At 47.6% G+C, this 22,685-nt stretch carries 7 protein-coding genes; all 7 read right to left on the reverse strand.

All coding sequences use genetic code 11. The annotated features are described in order from the left end of the window. Nucleotides 1–7: 7 nt before the first annotated feature. The 7 genes from NL930_RS08670 to NL930_RS08700 all read right to left on the reverse strand — a co-directional run bounded on the left by NL930_RS08670 (nucleotide 8) and on the right by NL930_RS08700 (nucleotide 22,496). Complete coding sequence (locus NL930_RS08670; protein WP_254376395.1) at nucleotides 8–14,668, reverse strand: hypothetical protein; 14,661 nt, start codon at nucleotides 14,666–14,668, stop codon at nucleotides 8–10. A 312-nt stretch (nucleotides 14,669–14,980) separates the two neighbouring features. Next, nucleotides 14,981–15,946 carry a hypothetical protein gene (locus tag NL930_RS08675; protein ID WP_254376396.1) on the reverse strand — a complete coding sequence of 322 codons (966 nt, stop codon included), beginning with the start codon at nucleotides 15,944–15,946 and terminating at the stop codon, nucleotides 14,981–14,983. An 82-nt stretch (nucleotides 15,947–16,028) separates the two neighbouring features. Beyond that, nucleotides 16,029–17,813, reverse strand: a complete 1,785-nt coding sequence (locus NL930_RS08680; RefSeq protein WP_254376397.1) for a tetratricopeptide repeat protein — start codon at nucleotides 17,811–17,813, stop codon at nucleotides 16,029–16,031. After that, nucleotides 17,803–18,078, reverse strand: a complete 276-nt coding sequence (locus tag NL930_RS08685) for a hypothetical protein (RefSeq protein WP_254376398.1) — start codon at nucleotides 18,076–18,078, stop codon at nucleotides 17,803–17,805. The genes NL930_RS08680 and NL930_RS08685 overlap by 11 nt, the downstream gene beginning before the upstream one ends. 27 nt (nucleotides 18,079–18,105) lie before the next feature. Then, entirely contained in the window at nucleotides 18,106–19,500 is a 1,395-nt protein-coding gene (locus NL930_RS08690) for a TolC family protein (protein WP_254376399.1), read from the reverse strand. Continuing rightward, entirely contained in the window at nucleotides 19,497–20,120 is a 624-nt protein-coding gene (locus NL930_RS08695) for a hypothetical protein (protein ID WP_060826276.1), read from the reverse strand. The genes NL930_RS08690 and NL930_RS08695 overlap by 4 nt, the downstream gene beginning before the upstream one ends. Before the next feature lie 15 nt (nucleotides 20,121–20,135). Beyond that, entirely contained in the window at nucleotides 20,136–22,496 is a 2,361-nt protein-coding gene (locus tag NL930_RS08700; protein ID WP_254376400.1) for a MotA/TolQ/ExbB proton channel family protein, read from the reverse strand. Nucleotides 22,497–22,685 lie beyond the last annotated feature (189 nt).

The following is a 22,685-nucleotide window of genomic DNA, read 5'->3' on the forward strand; positions in this document are numbered from 1 at the left end:
ATCCTTTTTAACTGACATGTAACAAAAACGTATTGATTCCGTCACTAATCTCATACGACGAACTATGATCGCTCAGAGCCCATGAAGTCGATGCGGCACCTCCGTCAACCGTAAAATTCGACGAGGACGTAATCGAAAGATTTGCATAATTTGCATCGTCTACGTTGAGGTTGATCTCATACGTCGAGGTATTAGAATCGGTATCAACGCTTGATGTCTGCGCAAGCGAATAGAGCATATCAAAGCTAATGGACGCCGTTGCGGAAGATAACGACGAGAGATCCAACGTTTCAATATGGTTAAACGCCGGCGTGTCGTTTAGCGTACTTCCGCCGGTAATACCGTTGATCGCGACCGTATCGCTACCGCCGTTACCGTTAAACGAAATCTCGTCCAATTGCGAAAAATCCAATACAAGATGATCGTCGCTCGCCGTTCCCGTGATGCCTAATTGATCGTTACCCAAGGCATCAACGCTTAAAGATTGAATATTCATCGACGTTGTTCCATGAATCGCAACGCTACCGCTTCCCTCCAGCGTCGCAATATCGCCGCCTCCGACGCTAAGATCACCGTAGTCTAAGGTTGTCGTCGTTGTATTTGCAACATTCAACGTTTCAATTCCAACAATCGTTTGAGTACTCAAATCCATCGTAGAGGTCGTATAAAGCGTATCGCTTCCGCCCGTATCGTTAATATTCATGGCATAATCGATCGTCGTCGTATTGACGTTTGAGCCCGTATTTAACTGCGTAATACCACTGGTATCCGTTAAATCTGCCGAGCCCGTATAATCGGTAAGATTCAGCGTTTCGACATGGCTTATTTTGCCAAAATCCGCCGCATTAAGCGTACTCGTTCCCGTCACGCTTAGCGTATCGGAACCGTTTCCAAGATCGATACTTGTAAGAGTATCTAAAAAGCTACCCTTAAGCGTCAGCGATTCGTTACCGCTAGAACCGCTCACCGATGCCGTGTCGCTATCGATCGTCGCACCCGAAATATCAACGCTCACGCCGCTTGCTAAGGTGATTGCATCGACGTTGCTTATGCTTTGCGTGTACGACGTTCCGCCCGTAAATGCCAAGGTGGTCGTGAGCGTATCGGCGATAGAAGACCACGTAAATGCCGTATCGCTTCCGACCTCGACGATCAACGAGCCGCTTCCCGATACCGTATGTCCCGATACGATATCGTCCGTTACGCTCATCGTTCCGCTTGAGATGTTCAGAGTATCGACATGGGTTAGATTTCCGCTATACGTTCCCGTTACGCCGCTCCAGTCTACATGTAAGATTGTAGCCGAATCAACGGAAGCAAAATCGGCATTGAGCGTCCCCCCTAAATTCGTGACGCTTAGGGTTCCGCTGCCGCTGATCGTTTCGCCGCTCACGACCGAAGCATCGGCGCTTAAACTTACCCCACCGGCAATAACGACGCTATCGGTGCTTAGGGTTCCGCTCATCGTCGTTGAAGCGTTAACGTTGATCGTTTCGACATGGGTGATATTAGAAGCATTGATGTTCAAACCGCTTTTAGCGATTGTCAGAACATCGCCCGTCCCTCCTCCTCCGTCAATCGTTCCGCTCGGAGAGGAAGCCATCGTAGAGAGAATCGTGATCGTATCGTTTCCGTTACCGGCAACAACGCTCGCGGAAGCATTATCCAAATTAAACGTATCGGCATTGGCGGTACCGCTGAGCGTTTGGGTTCCCGTTCCGTCGTTGATCGTAAACATACCGCTATAACCCGTCACGTTTTTTGTCGAAAGATCGACGCTCGCCGTTCCGGCGTTAATCACGATATTACCGCTACCTTCATAAGCACTAAGAGTATTGGCTTGTGTTCCCGAAAGCGTCAATGCCGCACTCGTATTGACGGTATCCAACACCGTTCCGAGCGTTACGCCGGAAAGATCCAACGCAGTCGTTACGTTCAACGTCACGGTACCGCTGATGCTGTTGGTGAGTCCCGAAAAATTGTTGAATACGGCCGTCGAACTTGCCGTAATATCAAGCGAACCCGCACCCATGATACTGAGCGTTTTACCGTTAAGCGCTTCTGCAGTTACGGTAGCCGTTATGCCGCTATCCACGGAAATGCTCGACATGGTTCCCAAAATACCCGAAAACGTTGCATCGGCTTTAAATTCAAGCGTTTTCGTTCCGCTGAGTGTCACACCGGAAAGGTCTGCGGCAGAGTTGCTACCCACGATAAGCTTCACCGAACCTTCGCCCGTAACGCTTTTACCCGAAACGTCGCTTGCTTGTACTATTAATGTTGCGCCGCTTGCTACATAAAAACTTTCGATACCGCTTAACGTCGAACTCGAAAGATCAACCGTATTGTCCGCAATGTATAATTGATCGTTGGCAGAACTGCCGAGATTAATAGACGTATACGACGAGTCTATTTTAACCGTCTCACTCGTACCGACACTGGTTGTTAATGCGCCGCTATACGCATAATTGGTCAAATCAACGACTTCCATCCCCGCTATTTTCGTAAAATCAAGCGCACCGTTACCCGTAACGACGAGCGTATCCGAAGAACCTGAAGAATCGCTAATCGTATCGTTAGCGTTTGTGCCGAAACTTGACGTACCGATCGTCACCGTTTCACTTCCTGTGCTACCGTAGATTTTTAACGCTCCGCCGCTATCTTTACTAAAACCCGCAACGCTTGTATCAAGCGTTCCTCCTGCGGCTAAAACAAGGCTTAAAAGACCGCCGTTGTTCAAACTGGTCGATGCAAGAGACATTGCATTCACATTCGTTGCGTTAAGCGTACCGTTGATTATAAACGTTTTTCCGCTCATTGAGCTTCCAGAACCGCTAAGGCTCGCACCCGATGCAACCGTCACCGTAGGAGAACCTGAAAACACCCCGCTCAGCGAACTGCTTCCGCTTGTAACGTTAATCGCTTCGACATTGCTAATAGTGCTTGCATTTAAAGCGACTCCGCCGCTGATATTTAACATATCCGTGCCGCTTCCGCCGATAAGGCTTAAATTGGCGATTGCACTATTATTAACGGTATTGGTACCTCCGGAAGACAGATCGACGGTCGTCAAACCGCTGCCGCCGTTATACGCTTCACTGCCTAAGCTCACATTGTTGCTGCCTCCGGAGAGTTTTAAAATTTCAACACCCGTAATATTGGTCAACATCGCATCGCTAATCGTCGCTCCGCTATCGGTAATCTGTAAAATATCCGCCGTGCCGCTACTATCGCTTACGATATCCGAACTGTTCAAGTACGCACTGGCAAATTGGTACGTATCGTTACCTAGACCGCCGTAAAGGCTATCGGTTTGGTGTCCCGCGATCAACGTATCCGCGCCGCTTCCGCTTGTGATCGCATTGGAAACGCTTTGAGCACCGACAAGCGTCATTGCCGTAGAACCGCTACCCGTCATCACGATTTTGGAAATATTCGTATACGTTTTGGAACTGTTCATATCAAGGCTACTCGTAATGCCCGTAACATTGAGTGTGTCGCTTGCGCTAGCGTATCCGATAAAGTCGGTATATAATGCCGCTTGCGCCTTGGAAATCGTTAATGTTTGCGACGTACCGCCTTGGTAAAATTTCAACCCCTCGATACCGCTCACCGCAAGCGTCGAGAGATTTTGATCGCCCGAGACGTTCACCCACACCGTATCCGTGCCGCTACTACCGGTATCGGAAATAATATCGGAAGCAATATCCGCACTTGAAGTGAACACATACGTATCGCTTCCCTCTTGTCCGTCCATTCGATCCGTACCGCTTCCGCCCGTGATCACGTCATCGCCTTCACCGCCGTAAAGCGTATCGGCTTTTGACGTACCGACGATCGTATCGATACCGTCTCCTCCGCTAATCGTTATCGCTCCGCTATATCCCGAAACGTTCATGCCGCTCAGATCGACGATCGAGCCGTCATCGTCGGAATTGACTTTTAAAATACCGCTACCCGTCAAGGTGACGCCGCTTAGCGTTTGCCCGTCGGTAGCGTTTAAAACGACGGTTCCGCTGTTGACTATACTCATCGTATCGCCTGTTATCAACGCCGTATTCATACTCAACGTTTTTCCGCTAGCGATGCTTAACGTCGAAGTTGACATGTTACCCGTTAACGAGGTATCGGCATTGACGTTGATCGCCTCGATGCTGGCAATGACGGAAGCATCTTGCGTTATCACCGCATTGATATTTAAGGTGTCGCTACCGCCGTTACCGACGATGGAAGCTTTGGCGGCCGTAATGTTAAAGACATCGGCTCCGCTTCCGCCTTTAAGGGTATCCAAACCGCTTCCGGTATTCATGGTCACGGCACTGCTCATCAACGAGGCATCTATGACGAGTGCATTCGTATTGGACGTCGCGTTAATCGTCGAAAGCCCCATCGCCGTAGCATACGCGCCCAGCGTAATCGAACCGGTATAGGCATTAAGATCCAGAGTAGAAAGCCCGCTAAAGGTTGAAAGATTGGCGTCGACCACCGGCGTCGAACCGCTCAACGAAAGCACGTCGTTACCGCTTGCTCCGATGATGCTCGCATTGGGTGTTGCATCGGCTAACGCCGCGGAAGTATACACGAACGTATCCACGCCCGTTCCGCCGATTAAGCTCACTCCGGAAAGACGGCTCTCGTTGGCACCGATCGTAAACGTATTCGTTCCGGCGTACAGTTGTACTTTTTCGATAGCACTTAGGTTGGCAAACTGTGCATCGCTTATCGTTCCGGCATCCAAAAACACCACGCTGTCCACCCCGCCGCCGCCGTCGATGATGTCGGCACTCGAAAGATTGGAAATCGAATAGTTAAAGGTGTCGGCTCCGCTTCCGCCCAAAAGCGTCGCACCGCTTATCGTACTGATGTCGACGGTTACCGTATTGGTGCCGTTGTAGAGTTGGATTTTTTCGATATGCGATATAGAACCTAGCATCGCCGTCGTGAGCGTTCCCGCGCTTAAAAAGTTTAAGGTATCGACACCGTCTCCACCGTCTAAAATATCGTGCGCGTCGAAGGCACTCAGCGAATAGTTAAACGTATCGGCTCCCGTACCGCCGATGATCGTTACGTCGTTTTTATCCAAATTCGATACGTTGTTGCCTGATGAGGAGAGCTGAATGATTTCAAGATTGGAGATATTAGCAAATTGCGTATTGTTAATCGTTCCCGCATCGCGAAAGTACAGCGTATCGGTATTGGCACCCGCATTGATCGTATCGCCGGAAGTCAATTCGGCGATATAAAAATAAAGCGCATCGTTACCGCTTGACATGTCAATGATATCGCTACCGTAATTAGCACTTGCGTTACTGGAAAGATTGCTAGCATAATAGACATCGTCTCCAGAGCCGAACGTAACCGAGTTATTGGCGGTATTGCCGTAAACGGTATTGTTATAAGCACTGCTTGCCAAGACATGGGTAAAGCCGTAAATCGTATCGGTTAATGCGGCATTAGAAACGTCTCGCGCGGTATTGGCACTCAAGTCGACGATGATGCCGCCTGCGTATTCGTTATAGCGCAACCAGTCCGAACCGTCAACCGTCGATGCGTCGTTTCCGTAAAGCGTATCGCCGTCCATCGCTCCGTAAATAAAATCTTGTCCCGAACCGCCGTAAACGGTATCGTGATCATGATCTCCCGTATTCACTCCCGTATAACTCGTTGCATTTGCGCGAATTACGTCGTTTCCGTTACCTCCGTAGATCACGTCGGCTCCGTCTCCTCCGGCGATCGTATCGTTATCCGATCCTCCGTCGATATAATCATCGCCGCCGCCGCCGTAGAGTGAATCGTTTCCGGCATAACCCCACAGACTGTTATTCGAACTATTACCCGAAATCGTATCGCCGTTGAGCGTTGAGTTTGTACTGTTAGAGCCTTCGATATTTTCAAAATTACGAATCGTATCGACATAGCCGGAAGCCCCGAAGCTAGAGCCGTTATAGATTTGAACCGTCGTATCGACATTGCCTTCGGCAAGCGTAACGTTGATTTTATTTTCGTAATAGTATCGAACCGTATCTTCGCCGCCACCGCCGTCTAAAACGTCGTTACCGCTGTAACCTTCGATACGATCGTTACCCTCACCGCCTTCAATCGTATTGACGTTCGCGTTACCGTAAAACGTATCGGCATAATCTGACCCCGTAAGATGATCGATAGCGGTAATAACGTCGTTACCGCGGCTATTCGAAATATGTTGTGCCAGCGTATCGCTCAAATCGGTATACGCTCCCTCATTAATGCCGTCGATCGAATAATCGATCCAACTGTTCGCGGCATTTCCCGTTCCGATAATCGTATCGTTTCCAGCTCCACCGGCAAACGTATTAATGCCTGTGCGATCGTCTAAAACATCGTTACCGCCACCGCCGAAAAGCGTGTCGTCGCCGCCGCTTCCGCTTAAATAGTTATCGGCGTTATCGCCGCGAATAGTATCGTTTCCGAGCCCGCCGATAAAATCTTCAATATTAACGATCGTATCGTTATCACCGCCGCTAATCGTTACCGTCGCGTTCGTTGAACCGTTTAGCGTTACGTTGATCGCGTAGGAATTGCTAATCGCCGAATAATCGACTCTATCGCTAACGCCTTGTCCCCCGTTGATATAATCGCTCCCGTCCGATCCGCTAATCGCATAAATCGTATCATTGCTCGTCGTCCCGTAAGAACCGTTATCGTCACCGTAAATTACATCCGCACCCAAGCTTCCCCAAATAAGGTCGCTTCCCTCGCCGCCGTAAAGCGTATTAATTGACGTATCGGTGATCGAGCCTGAAAGCGTATCGGCATAAATACGATCATTTCCCGCACCGCCGTAAAGCGTATCGCCCCCGAGTCCGCCGTAAATCGTATCCGCACCGTTACCGCCGCTAATAACGTTGAGAAGAGAATTTCCCGTAATCGTATCGCTAGAATCGCTTCCGTTCACGTTTTCGATCGCATCCGTTAAACGAAGCGTCCCTCCGCCGCCGCTTGTTTGTGAAGAGGACGAATTTGAAATATCGACCGTCACGGAAGACGCCGCCGCGCTAAAATCAAGCGTGTCCGTATCGTTACCGCCCGTAACCGTATTGGTTGCGGTTGCATCGGCAAGGTAAAAAAGATCGTCGCCGTCGTTTCCTTGCATCGTATTGATACCGCTACCGCCGTTGAGGTAATCCGCTCCGCTTCCACTGTATAGCGTGTCGTTATCCGCTCCGCCCCATAAGCTATCGTTGCCGAGTCCGCCGTAAAGCGTATCGTCGCCCGCTTCGCCTAATAACGAATCGTTGCCCGTCTCCGTACCGTCGATGCTTGTTGCGCTGTTATCGTCGCCGTAAAGAACGTCGGCACCGGCACCGGCAATGAGCGTATCGTTTCCGCTACGTCCGATCAATCTATTGGCATATCCATCACCCCTCACCGTGTCGGCAAACAAAGAGCCCGATACATTCTCGATTTCGTAAATAAGATCGGTCCCAAAATCCGTTCCTACCGAGCTGTATGTCGATAAATCAACATTTACGCCCGAACTCGTCGCGTAAAAATAATCAATCGTATCGCCGAGCGTTTCAGTCGTCTCGCCGCCGTAAAGCGTATCGTTGCCGGAGGTCATCACCAACCAATCATCTCCCGCATTACCGCGTAAATCGTCCGAGCCGCTGTTTCCCGTGATCGTATCGGCGTAGCTTGAACCCAAAACACGTTCAAACGAACTAAGCGTATCGGTCGTACCCCAACTATCGGTCGCGCTTCCCGAAGCTTGTCCGTAGGCATTGAGACCCGAAGCCAAATTTACTTTAACGCCCGCAACGTCGTAAACGTAACTCACCGTATCCCAGCCGTTACCGCCCGTCAAAATATCCGCTCCGGCAAAACCGCTTATCGTATCGTCATTATCGTCGCCGCTTAGCGTATCGGCATTCCCTCCGCCGTAAATCGTATCGTTTCCGCCGCCGCCGTTAATGATTAAGGTATCGCTCGGTCGCGTCGTGAGCGTTGAATTGAGCGTCGTTGAAAAGAAATTGTCGGCATAACTGCTTCCGATATACGCTTCGATACCGCTTACAATCGTGTCGGTACCGACGTTGGAAGCCGTACTTCCGATGACTATCGGCGTAGCGATGCTTCCACTTAGCGTACCGTCGGTTACTTCGATCAAACCGTCGCTATCGACAAAAGCGACCACGCGTTTGGTCGATGTCGTATAGCTGACCGTGTCAATACCCGTTGTACCGCTGTCGCTAAACGTGTCGTTTCCGCCGCTGCCGTAAAAAAGATCCGAACCCTCTTTACCGTCGAGTAAGTCGTCGTCTAAACCGCCGTCTAACGTGTCGTTTCCGCTACTTCCGTACAGCGTATCGGCTCCGGCTTCACCGTTGAGCGTATCCGCGGACGCTGCATGTGAGTTGGTAACGTCATCGCCGTATAAGACGTCGTTACCGTCGCCGCCTTTGATGTTATCCGCTCCCGCGTTACCGTAGATCGTATTGGTCATACCGTCGCCGTATAGGGTATCGCCGGCACCGCCGCCGTTAATATTTTCAATATTTTGAATCGTTTCGATATTGCCGTAACCGTCGTTACCGATCTGCAAAGTCGCTAAATTGACGATGATAGGCGTCGAAGAGATCGCGCTAAAATCAACCGTATCGGCACTGCCTGTTCCGCCGTCGATAAAATCGATACCGGCACTGGTGTAAATCGTATCGTTTCCGGCACCGCCTTTAAGGGTATTGGCTCCCGCATCACCCCACAGCGTATCGTTTCCGCCACCGCCGGTAATATGTTCAATCTCGTCAAACGTACTCAGGCTACTTCCCGCTACACTAATCGTTCCGGTCGACATGTCAATTTGAAGATCGGTGCCCGTTGCAATGTCCGACATGTCTAAGAGATCATTTGTTCCGATATTGCCGCTTCCGTTATCGCCGTGAAGAACATCTCCGTCTAAGGCACCAAAAAGCGTGTCGTTTCCTTCACCGCCAAAAAGCGTATCGATACCGCCGCCGCCTCTTAGCGTATCGTTTCCGGCTTCACCGTAAAGCGTTTCCGCTAAAGCACCGCCGTTCACGACGTCCGAACCGCCGCCGACATAAATTTGATTCAAAACTCCCGTATCGGCGCCGCTAATCGTATCGGCACCGATGCCCGAACGTAAAATTTCAATTGTCGCCGTATCCACGACGTCCGAACCGTCGCCGTAGATATTTCCCGTAGTTAACAATGCCGTAATCGCAATACCGTTCGTGATATAATCGAGCGTATCGACACCCGCTCCGCCGTAAAGCGTATCGTTTCCGGCATCGCCGCGTAAACTATCGCCTCCGTCTCCGGCATACAACGTATCGTTTCCGGCACCGCCGATGAGCGTATTGTGTCCGTCCGATATGCTGTGCGAATTTAGGGCATTATCGCCGTAAAGTACGTCGGCAAGCGTTCCGCCCGTGATCGTATCGGCACCTAAATTTCCGTAGATTGTTACCGAAGCCGTACCGCCGCTTAGCGTATCTGCACCGCTTCCCGAGCTAAAAACTTCAATCGTCGTTAAAATATCCGTTCCGATACCGCTACTTCCGGCATTATCCGTCACATTCGTACCGCCGATCAACGTCATATTATTGGTATTGGAACTATAATCGATCGTATCGACTCCGGTATCGCCGTAATAAAAATCGTTCGCACCGTCTAAGGTACCGATCAACGTGTCGTTATCGGCCCCGCCGTAAAGCACGTCACTGCCCAATCCACCCTCTAGGGTATCGCTTCCCTCATTTCCCATCAATGTATTGGTTAAACTATCTCCGAGGATCGTATCTGCGGCTTTGGAACCGAAAATATTTTCGATATTTCGTATCAGATCGTCGTTACCTCCGCTGCTTCCTATCGTAACCGTCGTATACGTCGCGGCATTTAACGAGACGTTAATCGCATCGTAAAGTGTTCCGTAATCTAAGGTATCGACACCCGCCCCGCCGTCAAGCGTCATAGCCGCGGTATCCGTAGAGGTGCTCAAGGTAAAGCTATCGTTGTATGTGCCCGTCACGATCACTTCAGCCTCGGAATAATAATCTTTAGCAGAGCTTGACGCGCTTTTAAAAAGTGTTTGCGTTCCTAGATCAACCGTCAAAGCAGCATTTGCCGTCGTGTAATCGAGCGTATCGCTTCCATCTCCTCCGATAAGCGAATCACCGTCTAGATTACCGCTAAGCGTATCGTCGCCGTCGTTACCGTTTAGCATATTGAGGGTTCCCGAAAGTCCGATTAAGGTATCGTTGCCGCTTCCGCTTAAAACGTTTTGTATCGAAACAAGCGCATCGTAGGATGAAGAGGACGTAAAATAAGCTCTTCCTGTCGTCAAGTTTGCGACGATAGACGCTGTTTCAGAAGAGTAATCGGCAGTGTTCGTTCCGCTACCGCCGTCGAGATAATCGCCCTCAAGGTTACCGTAAAGCGTGTCGTTACCGCCAAGTCCGCTTAAGGTGTTGAGGGTTCCAGAAGCACCGATCAACGTATCGGACTGTGCCGAACCTAAAACATTTTCGATACCGTAAAGTTTATCCGTTCCGATCGTTGCTCCGGTTGCATTACCGTTTTGCAAATCAACCGTAACGCCGTAATAAGACGTTGCACTGTAATCTGCCGTATCGATTCCGCTATCGACCGAGGTACTCATGCCTCCGATCAGCGTATCGTTCCCCTCTCCGCCGCTTAACGTATCGTTCCCCGCTTCACCGTAGAGCGTATCGGCTCCGGCTCCGCCGCTAAGCGTGTCGGCACCTACACCTGCACGAACAATATTGTCGTTGCCGTTTCCAATAATCGTATCGGCACCGCTACCCGTAGCGATATTGTTAATATTGGCAAGCGTATCCGAATTACTCGACGTCGGTGAGCTACCGGAGAGATACACGTTATTACTCGTAGATGCCAAGTTGACGACTAAATTACTGCTTTGCGCCGTATAATCGGCCAAGTTCGTACCGCCTTCGCCGTCAAGATAATCACCGTCGGTATTACCGCTCAGCGTGTCGTCTCCGGCTCCGCCGTAAAACGTCTGTTGCGAGCCGGCACCGCCTCTTAGCGTATCGTTTCCGTCGGTAGCGACGATCTCTTCGATCGCATAAAGCGAATCGGTCGAAATGACCGCATTACTCGCGTCTAAAATCGTTGCGTTGGTTCCTACATGTGAAAGATCGACCACGATATGATCGACGGTTTTTGAGTCTATCACGTCGTGGTACACATCCGCATAGCTTAAACGGTCTTTGACGTTACCGTCGCTCGAACTTCCAAAAACACCGCCGTAATAGCTATCTCCGCCGCCGCTGGCAAAAAACGTATCGTTTCCGCCGTTGCCGATCAACGTATCGGCATTACCGGAACCGATCATAACATCATTATAGCCGGAACCTAGGATCACTTCGATACCGGCTAGCGTATCGATACCGCCCAAACCGTCGTTGACCGTTCCGTTTGCCAAATCGGCATAAATCGAAGAAGAACCGCTGTAATCGGCGGTATCGATACCGCTATCGTGTGTGGCATCCGTTCCGCCCCAGAGCGTATCATTGCCGGCTCCGCCGATCAGCGTATCGTCGCCGGCTCCGCCGATCAGCGTATCCGCACCGCCCATACCGCTTAGCGTATCCGTATCGGCTCGACCGTCGAGAATATTGGCGTCGCTATTACCGATCAGCGTATCTTTATCCGAAGCCCCGTAAACGTTTTCGATGTTCATCAACGTGTCAGAATTACTTCCGTCCAAGGTCACGACAATGCGTCCCTGGGCATACATGTAATCGGCGGTATCGGACCCTGAGCCACCGTCCAATAGGTCTCCGTCTCCGTAACCGTAAAAAATATCGTTTCCCAATCCGCCCATAAGCGTATTGACGCTATTGCCCGATCCACCGGAAAGCGTGTCGGCTTTGGAAGAACCGATGACGTTTTCAATCGCAATCAACGTATCGCCGTCCGTTGCCGATACGTATGCCGTTCCCGCCGTTAAATCAACGTTAACGCCCGTTGTGCCGGAAACATAGCTGTAATCCGCCCAATCTTTTCCGCCTAAGCCGTTTAGCGTATCCAATCCGTCCATACCGCTTAAAGTGTCCGCACCGCTTTTTGAGCCGATAATCGTGTTGGCAAGCGCATTACCGATCAAAGTATCGCCCGATGCCGAGTTTGAACCTACGATATTTTCGATATTGAATAATTGATCGTAGCCTTCACCCATGGCATAATTGGACGACAAATTAACAATAACCGCCGCTGCGGAAGCACTGTAATCCACGGTGTCCCAACCGCTTCCGCCGTTGAGATAATCGTCTCCGCCGCCGCCTTTAAGCGTATCGTTACCGCCGTAAATCGTCGCCAAAGTGCTGTCGTCGTCCGTATTGCGGATATATTCGACGCTTTGATCCGCCGCAACCTCAACTTCCGCATTGCTAAGAATCGGAGCCGAATCGCCGTAAATCGTATCGTTATCACTCCCGCCGCCCAAAACATCGTTACCCGCATAAAGAGGCGTCGCGATCACCGTATCGATCATCATATCGCCGACGATCGTGTCCGCGCCCGAACCGCCCGTGATCGTGTCGTCGTTCGCCGTCACGGCCGTTGCGCTATGATCGTACCCGCCGATGAGAAGGTTGTCCGCCGTATCGCCGGAAATACTATCTTTGTATTGCGTTCCCGCAACGTTCTCGACATTCTTAATAATCGTCGTAGCACTGGTACCGCCGATATTGCCTAAAGATCCGTTCGCCGAATCGTTAAGGGTAATAATCAGCCCGTTTGAATTATTGGAAAAATCCGCCGTATCGGTATTGTCGCCGCCGTCGATCATATAATCGTCCGTACTGCCGATCAACCAGTCATTACCCGCACCGCCTTCAAGCCAATCTTTTCCGTCTCTACCCTCAAGCGTATCGTTACCTTCGCCGCCGCTTAATTTATTGGCGTTGGCATCACCTCGAATCGTATCGTCGTATTTGGAACCGACGACGTATTCGATGCCCGATAAATGATCGCTGATCGTGCGCGACTCTTCGCCGGTCAAAACGTCCGACGTTGCGTCGTAAACCGTTTTTCCACTTGCAGCACCCGCTTGCAAATCAACGATCACGCCCTTAGAATCGTTGGCATATGCCACTCCCGTTACGGGATCGATGTGCCCGTCGTTGGCAAATAAAAAGTCGTCGCTGTATTTTGTCACAAACGAATAATCCGCCGTATCGATGCCGCTTCCGCCGATCAGCGTATTGATCCCCGCGCCTCCGCTTAAGGTATCGTTGCCGTTACTGCCTTCTAGCGTATCGTTACCGATATTACCGTACATCGTATCGTTCGACAATCCTCCCGTCACCGTAGAATCCAATTTCGAAGTATAAACGATGTTTTCATTCGGGGTGGTATCAAGAACAAATCCCGTCGAATGTTTACCCGTATACGTATAATCCGATACGCTATCGACCTCCTTGACGATAACCCCGATGTCTTTGTATGCGGTTAATTTGGTTAAATCAGGGACAATTACATCGCCTTGTTTTTCTTCCGGTACGTTTGACATGTTAAACTCTGACGTCAAAGCGACTTGCATGAGATTATCAAAATTTAACGTTATCCCCGACGAATTAGGGTAATAGCGAATATAAAACTCTATCGTTTCACCGCCGTCGCTCAATGTCGAAGAGAAGCCCGTTCCGGCACTGAGCGTCCATCCTCCGCTAGCATTGCCCGCAGAACTAAAATCGGAATTTAAAATTTCAAAACCGCCGCTTGTCAATCCGTTAATCGCAATACTCGTAATCGTAAAACCTATCGGCTGGGAAACGTTCAAGCGCACGAGCTTGGTGAGATACGTTGCATTGACAAAAGCGGGATTATCGGCCGTAATCACGGTCGAATAAGCACTGTTGCGATAATCAAGCGTTTCGGGCTCAAACTGTGCCGCTGCCAGCTTGCTGACATTGCCGAGTGCGCTTCCGGTTCCGCCTAAAACGCTTGTTACGCTATCGGCGGTCGACTCACTGCCCTTGATCTGATAAAATCCGACGTCAAACGATAAGGCGGCCGAAACGTCGGCGACATTGTCTTTTGTTTTTTCTTCGGACGAGCTGTACTTGTTCGTTAAATCCTCTTTCGCCGTTTCGTTGCTCGTAAATTCGGGGAGACTTTCTTGAAGGTATTTTCCAGACTCGTCTTTTGAAGCGACGTCGTCAAGGCGTTTTGGGAGTTCCGGATCGACGTAATAGGCATTATAATCGTTAACGGGGGCGTCTTGCGTTTTTGCTTTTTGTTCGTGCTCGATCGGTTGTTCTTGTGTTTCTAAAGAGACGTTCCCGGAAACCAAAACCGCATCTTTAGTAGCTTGCCCGACGTCCGTGATCGTGTCGAGGATTTGTTCCAACGCTAAAAAAGTACCGTTAGGAAGTTTGATGACCGGAGCATTGTTTTCAAATGCCATCATGCCCAAAGAGACGAACGTCAATTGTCCGCCGCTCGGAAGCGTTGCGATAATATCTCCGCCGACGACTTGAAATTTTGCTTTAGACAAATCGAGGGCTAAGGATAACTCGTCGCCGGGACGCAAAAAGAGATTAAGATTTTCACCTTTGGCGGGTAACGATTTTAGACTAATCGTACTTTTACTGTAGATCACTTCCGGGGCATTAGACATATCAAATCTCCTGCAAAACGTCTCTTACGAAGCAAATAGACTTCTTGTAAAACACTTTTTACAAGAAGTAAAAGCACTCAAGGTGCGTGGGCACTCTGCCAAAGAGAGCCTTATGTTAACAAAGTCTTTGGAGTTTTGCTTCAAAGACGGGTAAAAAGTTCTTGCCTTTTTGCAAGAACGCTCATGAAAAACGTATGATGAATCTATTATAGTCACATATTTGTAATCTTATGCTTAAAGGAGGGTTTTCGCATTAAAAGGGAGATTTAAAGTCTCCGTTTTAATGCGATTTTAAAGGTGTAAAACGCTTATTTAAATCATTAAAACGAGCAACGCAACGACTAACCCCAATGCCGCCGTCGTTAAGCCCGTAGAAATTTTTTTCGTCATTTTCGGAAGGCTGTTTTCTTTTTGCGTATTTTCGCCGATGATAAAGAGACCGACGCGTTTATTGTCGGCATTCAAAATCGGTTTGGCGAGAATAAAATAGTCGTCTTTAATGACGTATTTAGCGGCAATGAGCTGTTCAAAATCGATACCGGATAGCCGTTCGAGAAAATCGGCGTCGACATGCGACTGCACGCTGATCTCAAAGTTGCCTATTTTTTGGTATTTAAACTCCTGCAATTTTTTCATATCCATCAAATCGCGTTCCATAAGAACTTGAAAAATTTTACCGCTGCTTTTATAAACGTCAAAAAGAAAATCCAACGACTTTTTCACTTCTAAAACACCGTTTTGGAGAGGATAAAGTACATGTAAGAAAACCTGCCCGTCTTGGTATTCGATGCCGCTTAAAGGCTGATTATTCGCCAATACCTTCTGAAGTCCGGGCGAATCGTAAGGTTGCGCATTTAAAACCGGCGTTCGCGATGAAGAGCTGATTTTAACCGCTTCTTTGGAGTAGAGCTCCAAAACAATGCCGTTTTGATCGATCTTTTTAAGGCTTCCGCTCATCGCGTTAAGCTTTGCGGCAATCGCGTTCGGATCGCCTTGAGCATTAATCGCGGCTACAAAATCGGGATTGGCTAAAAGCATATCGCCGACAATCTCCAAATTCAACATCGTATCGGCAATTTTCATATCCAATTCGTGGAAGTAACTGCTATTGGTTGCCTCGTATAAATTTTTCGTCGCCCTATTCGTCATCGAATTTAAATAATAAAGCGTGCCGATAATTCCTAATACCGAAAGCGTAATGAGCGTACTAAACCACAACGCTTTTCGCTTCTTCAACCGTTCCATAAAGGCCTGAAATTTCAAGATCATTCCAAACATAATTTACCTACCTTCTATCGCTTGTTAAATTATCGTTTACACACGATGCATTTTTTGATGGTCGTTGGAGAAAAAATCGCATTTAGGCGCTCTTTTCTGCCGTCTTTAACATCGTTTCCAATGCCTTAAACACCGCCGCAATCGGTACGCTCCAATCACCCGAAACCGTTTGCCTGAACACTTTAACGCTTTGATACCACGGCGTCGTATCGCCCTCTTGCATCCACCGCCAATCGGCCGGCTTAGGCGTCAAGACCCAAACGGGTACGTTTAAAGCTCCGCACAAATGAGCTACCGCCGTATCCGTCGTAATTACAAGGTCCAAATGCATCATCACTTTCGCCGTTTCGTAAAAATCGCTTAAAACAGGAGAAATATCGACAATCGTATCGCTTAATCCTTCCCTAGCGATATCCTTTGCCTCATCGCCTACATGTAAAGAAATCCACTGTATCCCTTCCAACCCAAACCACGAGCGATACGCGTTCAAACCGATATGTTTGTTTTTAAAATCTTTATTGGTCGGACTGGAACTCCAAACAATGCCGATTTTCATACGATCGGGGCTTAACGCCACGTCGATTTTGGATTTGGGCACAAAAAGATACGGAAATTCTTGAGGAATTGTTTCCAATGTCGTCGCAAAACGTTGTGCCGAACACAGTAGCGGCAGATAAAAATCATGCGCCGGAATGGAAGAAGACTCTTCGTCGATCACTTCAAGGCGCGCATCCGCCGTTTGAAAGAGCCGCACCAGATCCGGACGCGTCCTGACGATCACATGAGCGCCTGCTTCCAAGAATTTCTGAGCATACCGAATAAACATGATATTATCGCCGAATCCTTGTTCGTTTTGCAAGACGATCGTCTTGTCTTTTAAAGGTTCGCCTTTCCATAACGGTGTCTTGTACGCATGGGTTTTTGCCAAAAGCTCTTTCATCGCCAAACGGTATTCGTAGCGTCTCCAGCCCTCTTCGTAGTTGCCTTTGACCAAAGCAAGCAACGCCGTATCGAAATTTGCGTTGATGTGGTTCGGTTCCATCTGCAACGCTTTTTGATAATACGGTTCGGCTTTATCGTACATTTTTTGCTCTTTAAATAAAGCCCCGACGTTGCTGTAGGCATCCGCATACGAGGGATTGAGTTTTATGGAATGGCTTAAGGCCTTAAATGCCTGCTCAAAAGCACCCGTTTGACGGAGTAAATTGCCTAAGTTATTGTAGACGGCAGAATCGTTTGGATGGAGTTCAATGACCTTTTGATATGCCGCCAAAGCTTTTTCGTTGAGCCCCAACTCTTTATAAGCAATGCCCAGATTATTCAGGGCTTGCGTTTTTTGCGGTGCTAACGAAACGGCTTTTTCATAATAAGGCAGGGCTTTATCAAACTGTTTGATCAACGCATAAATATTACCCAAAGCGACATGTACGTCGTATTGATCGGGAAAACGTTGTAAGAGCTCTTCGCCTAAACCTAAGGCGTTTCGGATACGGTTAGCGTGGGAATAAAGCTCCATCAATTTTAACGCGTCCGCAAGTTTGACATGCAAGCGTAAAGCTTTTTCTAAATAAGCGACGGCTTGATCGGTATTGCCTTGCAGGGCGTAAATAGCACCCAAATTCGAATAAAAAGAGCCGTGCGACGCATCGAGCGTAATACCTTGTAAAAAGGTCTTTTTGGCTTCTTGCAAACGCCCCAAGCGTTTATACGTCACGCCCAAATTGTTATACAAACGTCTCATGAGCGAAGCGTTCGGAGCAAAACTTTGTGCTTTCGTATAACATGCAAGTGCTGATTCAAGTTGGTTGTCGCGTAAAAAAAGATCGCCCGATTCAATGAGAAAAAGGCTCGCGTTTTCAGTTGGCACTCTTCTCCTTTTTGGCATCGTTAATCGTTTTAAACGTATCGATCGTACCGTCTTCTTTTTTGTAGATTTTTTTATCTTTGAGCGTGTTTTGGTTTTTTTCCTGCTCTTCGTTTTTTTGCATCAGATGTTTTTCGTAATACTCTTTCCCCTGAAACAACACCTTCTTTTTAATATCGTCCTCTTCTTGCTTTGCCAGGACGTTCATCTCCGAAGAAGCAAACGCCGCGATTCCTAAAAACAGTGCGAACGTTACGATCCGTTTCATAGACGTGCTCTCCTTTACGGGCATAGGTTATAAACCGAAATAATCAACCAACTTACCTTGTTTCATCAGAAGGTTGAAATAGTCCGTTAAACGTGTTTTTTCGCTGGTCAGTTTCGCCAATTCGGCACTGTTGACTTGTCGTTGCGCTTGTAAAAGCGTGACCAAATCCTGACTGGAAAGCCTAAACTTTTCCCAATACGCCTCTGCCATCTTTTTGCTCGCCTCGATCTCTACTTTGAGCGTATCGATGGTACGTGAATTGGTTTGCACCGAATTAAACAATTTTTGAGAATTCCACCTTGTGTCTTTTTTCGTGTATTCCAAGTTGTAAACGAGTCCGGAAATTTCGCTTAAAAGTTTTGCCGTTTTTGCTTCGTTTTTGCCGCCGTCGTAAAGATTGTAACTAAAGATCAATTCGGCGGTAAAATCTCTGTTATGTCCATCCGTCGGAACGATACTGTAATCTTGGCGCGCCCGTTTGGAGTTACTGATGGCAAGATCGACTTTAGGACCGTTGGAGGCTTTCGTTACCGTGACGTCTTTTTGCTTACCCTCGATTTGCTTCTCGATAATCGTCAAATCGACATTCTCTTTTTCAATTTGTGCTAAAAGTTTTTCAAGCGGTTGCAAGACGATTTCGAACTCCGTCTCAAAAGGTGTCATCTCTTCGATTTTCGATCCGGTTAAGAACTCGTAATAATCTTTGGCGTTGTTGTAGTTGGATTCGGTATTGATCAGTGCGGTTTTAGCATTGGAAACACTCGCCAAGATAGAATTTTCATCTCCAGCCGTTGCCGCACCCAATTCTCGTTTGGTTTTGACGATCTCTAAAATCTTTAAAAGCTTATCGTAATTATTTTGGTTGACTTGGATCGATAAACGTCCGTATACGACGCTCAAATAAGCATCAATCACTTTAACGATCTCTTCTTCTTTGGTTCCTCTTAAACGCTCTTCTTGCTCTTTTTTCGTAATTTTCGTGCGCTCAATCGTTTCGACGTGCATCCCTGAGGAGTATAAATTATAATTAACCGCAACGTCGCCTTTAAGCTGCCCGTATTGTTGCGTATCAAATCCCTTAGTTTCCTTGCCGGTTCCCGTCACGATAAAATCGACTTGCGGTTGAAGGTCGCTTTGGGCCTCGGCGGTGGAGCTTTCCGCTTGCGTGATGCGCTCTTGGGCTTGCTTCACCCGAAAGTTACGCTCGATCGCAACGGCGACCGCTTGCTTGAGCGTGGCTTTATCTCCTTCGACCAGAAGCGGTTGTTCTTTTTGATCTTCCCCTAAAAGCATGCTTTGAGATTGCGTCTTTTTTAACGATTCTTGCAGCGGTTGCGAAGTCGTTTCCAAAGGCTCCGTAGCCCATCCGTAAGTAAAAAAAATCCATCCTAATAAAAGAGCTTTGATGGCATTAGCATTCATTTGACGTCAACCTTTAAATATCCGAACTCGAAGTTATTACTTTCGTTTTGTTTATAACTGATCTTAATTTTATTTTTAAATGCCGGTGTCGCTTCTAACGTATTTTTTGTTGCCAGAACACGGCCAAGGGAGACTTGCTTTGCCTGCGTCGCACTTAAAATCTTTTTCGAATCCCCGACCGAAAGCACAAATAAAGCGTTAGGATTGGATTTGAGGATTTTTTCCATTGTTTTGGTCAGCTTTGCAATAGCGTCTTTAGCGACGAAATAGTCGTTATTTTTAAATACAATCGTCAAATCGGACTCTTTATAATCGACGATAGCCGTTTTTTCGGTACTTTTAGTTAAGGTGTTTTCGCCTGTTTCTTGCGTACTTTGCGTCGTCGCTTTCGTAACGTCTTGTAAGGTTACGAACGTCACGGGATTTTCTTCTTGCTTTGAAGAAGTATCGGAGGAAGCCGCGGCGGCAACCGTGACCTGTTTTGAATTAAACTGCATGTAATATCCAACGTTTACAAACATAATTAACACAAAAAGTAAAAGGACTAAAATCACCGACGAAAAAAGATCCACGTAAGAGATAAAAGGATTCATTTCACCGTGTTCGCTACCGCCTGCCATGAAAAATCACTGCTCCTATTTAGAATGTTTACCGAAAAAAGATGCAAAAAATCCTTTAATGTCTTCCGACAAACTCGCCGCATGTTCCATTTTAGTGCTATCAAACGCAAACACTTTTTCTTCAATAGCTTTTAACGATTGCGCCATGCTTTCTAAATGGGCTTGCGTCGACGTAATTTTAGCGTCCAATGCCGCGATGATCTTAACATGTTCATCTTCCGTGTGTCTAAAATACGTCGTTTCGAACTCTTTTCGCTGTGCGGCATGTTCCACGCTTATGTCCGTCGCTTTTGCGATACGTTCGTCCAAGTGCGCTAACGCTTGCACTTGCGAACGTGCATGCGTTTCGTAACGATTGGCGTAAGCTTGCGTCGTGTTTAAGACCTCTTTAACGACTTGCGTCTCTTCGATAAGGGAGTCGCGAATACGTTGAAGCGTTCCGTGTTCTTCTTCGTGCAATGTGCTATAGGTAGTCGCCAAGCTTTTTTGCGACTCTAAAATCGACTCTAACGCTTGTCGATGAGCTCCTAAACTGCGATCGATACCGCCTATGGCACTATGCGTCGACGCCGCCGCCTCTTTGGCTTCGAGCATCAGCGTTTGTTCTAAACCCAATAGCGTGTTTAAGGCTTGCTCGGTTTGGTTGATCGTCGCCGAAACAACCCGAAGAATCTCAAGCCCTTCAAGAGCGTTTTTTTGATGATCGAGGTGCATCGTCTCTTCAATCGTCCTTAAATTTTCGATCGTTTGAATTTCGACATGTAAGGTTTCGTGAAGACGCTCAAAGGCTTCGTAAAGTTTTTGATTTTCGTGAAGACTGTTTGAAAAATACTCTTTTTGCGACAGTTCCTGCGCGCTTAATATTGCGGCGTTATTGGCAATGTTAGCGTTGATTGCGGAAAGTTTTTCCGATGTTTGATCCAACAACGACGTTAAACTAAGAAAGTTTGCATCCCTAACGTTCGCCATCGACGAGAGCATATCGACCTCTTGCCCGAGCGTTTCGTGAAGAGCACCGATGGACTGGATCAAGGTTTGATGACGGGTATGCGCGTTTTGATCTTCTTGCATCACGTGTTCTTCTATCGATTTTAAGGTTTCATGCTCTGCAAACACCGCTTCATGGACGCGTACGACGCCGGCATTGATCGTGCTTAAAGTTTCACCGCTTTGGCGCGCTGCATGTTCATGGTGCGTTAAAAACGCTTTTTGTCCCTCGATGATTTTACCTTCCGCATCAACCAACGATATGAGCGTATCGCCTTGCGTATGGAGCTGTTGCGACATCTCCTCTAAAGTCTGTTTTACGTGTGCGAGTAGCTCGTTGCCTTGAAGTACGAATTCTCCTTGACGGTTTAACAAAGAGGTCATTTCGCTATGGTTTTCCTCCCGTCGTTTGAGTGCGTTTTCATCCCGTTGCGCCCATGCTTCCGCGATACGATTGACCTCGTTTTGATGCATACGATGCAAAGAGACGATCGTGCCGAGCGTTTCGTGTTGCGATTCTATCGTGTGTTTCATGGACGTAAGCGTTTCGGATATGCCGTGAAGCTTTTCGTTGGATTTTGAAAATTTTGAAATTTCGTGCGTAAACGTACTCATCTGCTCTAAAAAAACTTCCATAAAGCTTTTTCGATGCTCTGGAAGATTGGTACTCGAAACCGCCGATCCGTTAAACGCTTCGGGCGCGACGTCGATAATACGATCTTTTAACCAATCTTCAATACCGCTAATCAGCGTATCTTGCGAACGAAATAAAATATAGCCGTTAATACCCAAAATGACCGCACATACAACGCCGAATAACGAAGCTCCAAAACCGATCGCCATACCGGAGAGCGGGCCGGAAAAATCTTGCATAATCTGCTTAATGTCGATGTCGCCGTTAAGCCCTAAAATAATCTGTCCCATATGGTCGATGGCTTCGACCAATCCGACGAACGTTCCCAAAAGACCGATAAGCATCGCGGTATTGATGAAAAAATTGATATACGATTTTTGTTGGCGAAATTTTCCTTCCAACCAATCGATAATATTACGCGACTCTTCTTGCGTAAAAAACATCGTTTGTTTGCTTTTTCTGCTTTGAAGCATATGCGCGATATTGGCGGGTAAAAGCGAATCGATACTTCGAATATAAAATTCATAGCCCGTTTTCTTATACGCGAGTGCGCCGAACGTTCCGCCGAGCATCATAATGTGAAAGCCGCTGACGATTTGATAGAGTGTTCCGACCGCCAATAAACCTAAAATAGCCGTACTAAAGATAACGGTCGCCATAAAAAAGATACCGAGTAACTCGGCGTTGGTATACACAACATAGAGAATGAAAAGCCAAATGATTAAATATGCTTTTAAAACTTTGATTCGTTTCATCGTGTTAAGTGTTACCCTTTTTTTTAAATTTATTATAGGAACCTCGGCGATTTTATCAATTCTTTCGTATAGTAATGCTTAAAGCACCTTTACAAAATGACAAAAAAATTCTTTGTAACCAATGCGTTACTTTTACAAAAATGACGTCCTTTAAATCAAATTGTTTCAAAAATCAAAAAAGAATTATTA

Source organism: Sulfurospirillum sp. hDNRA2 (assembly GCF_024206095.2).
GTDB lineage: Bacteria > Campylobacterota > Campylobacteria > Campylobacterales > Sulfurospirillaceae > Sulfurospirillum.

Coding starts and splice junctions, on each gene's coding strand:
- NL930_RS08670 (WP_254376395.1), bottom strand. CDS start 14,668: ATGTCTAATGCCCCGGAAGTGATCTACAGTAAAAGTACGATTAGTCTA.
- NL930_RS08675 (WP_254376396.1), bottom strand. CDS start 15,946: ATGTTTGGAATGATCTTGAAATTTCAGGCCTTTATGGAACGGTTGAAG.
- NL930_RS08685 (WP_254376398.1), bottom strand. CDS start 18,078: ATGAAACGGATCGTAACGTTCGCACTGTTTTTAGGAATCGCGGCGTTT.
- NL930_RS08690 (WP_254376399.1), bottom strand. CDS start 19,500: ATGAATGCTAATGCCATCAAAGCTCTTTTATTAGGATGGATTTTTTTT.
- NL930_RS08695 (WP_060826276.1), bottom strand. CDS start 20,120: ATGGCAGGCGGTAGCGAACACGGTGAAATGAATCCTTTTATCTCTTAC.
- NL930_RS08700 (WP_254376400.1), bottom strand. CDS start 22,496: ATGAAACGAATCAAAGTTTTAAAAGCATATTTAATCATTTGGCTTTTC.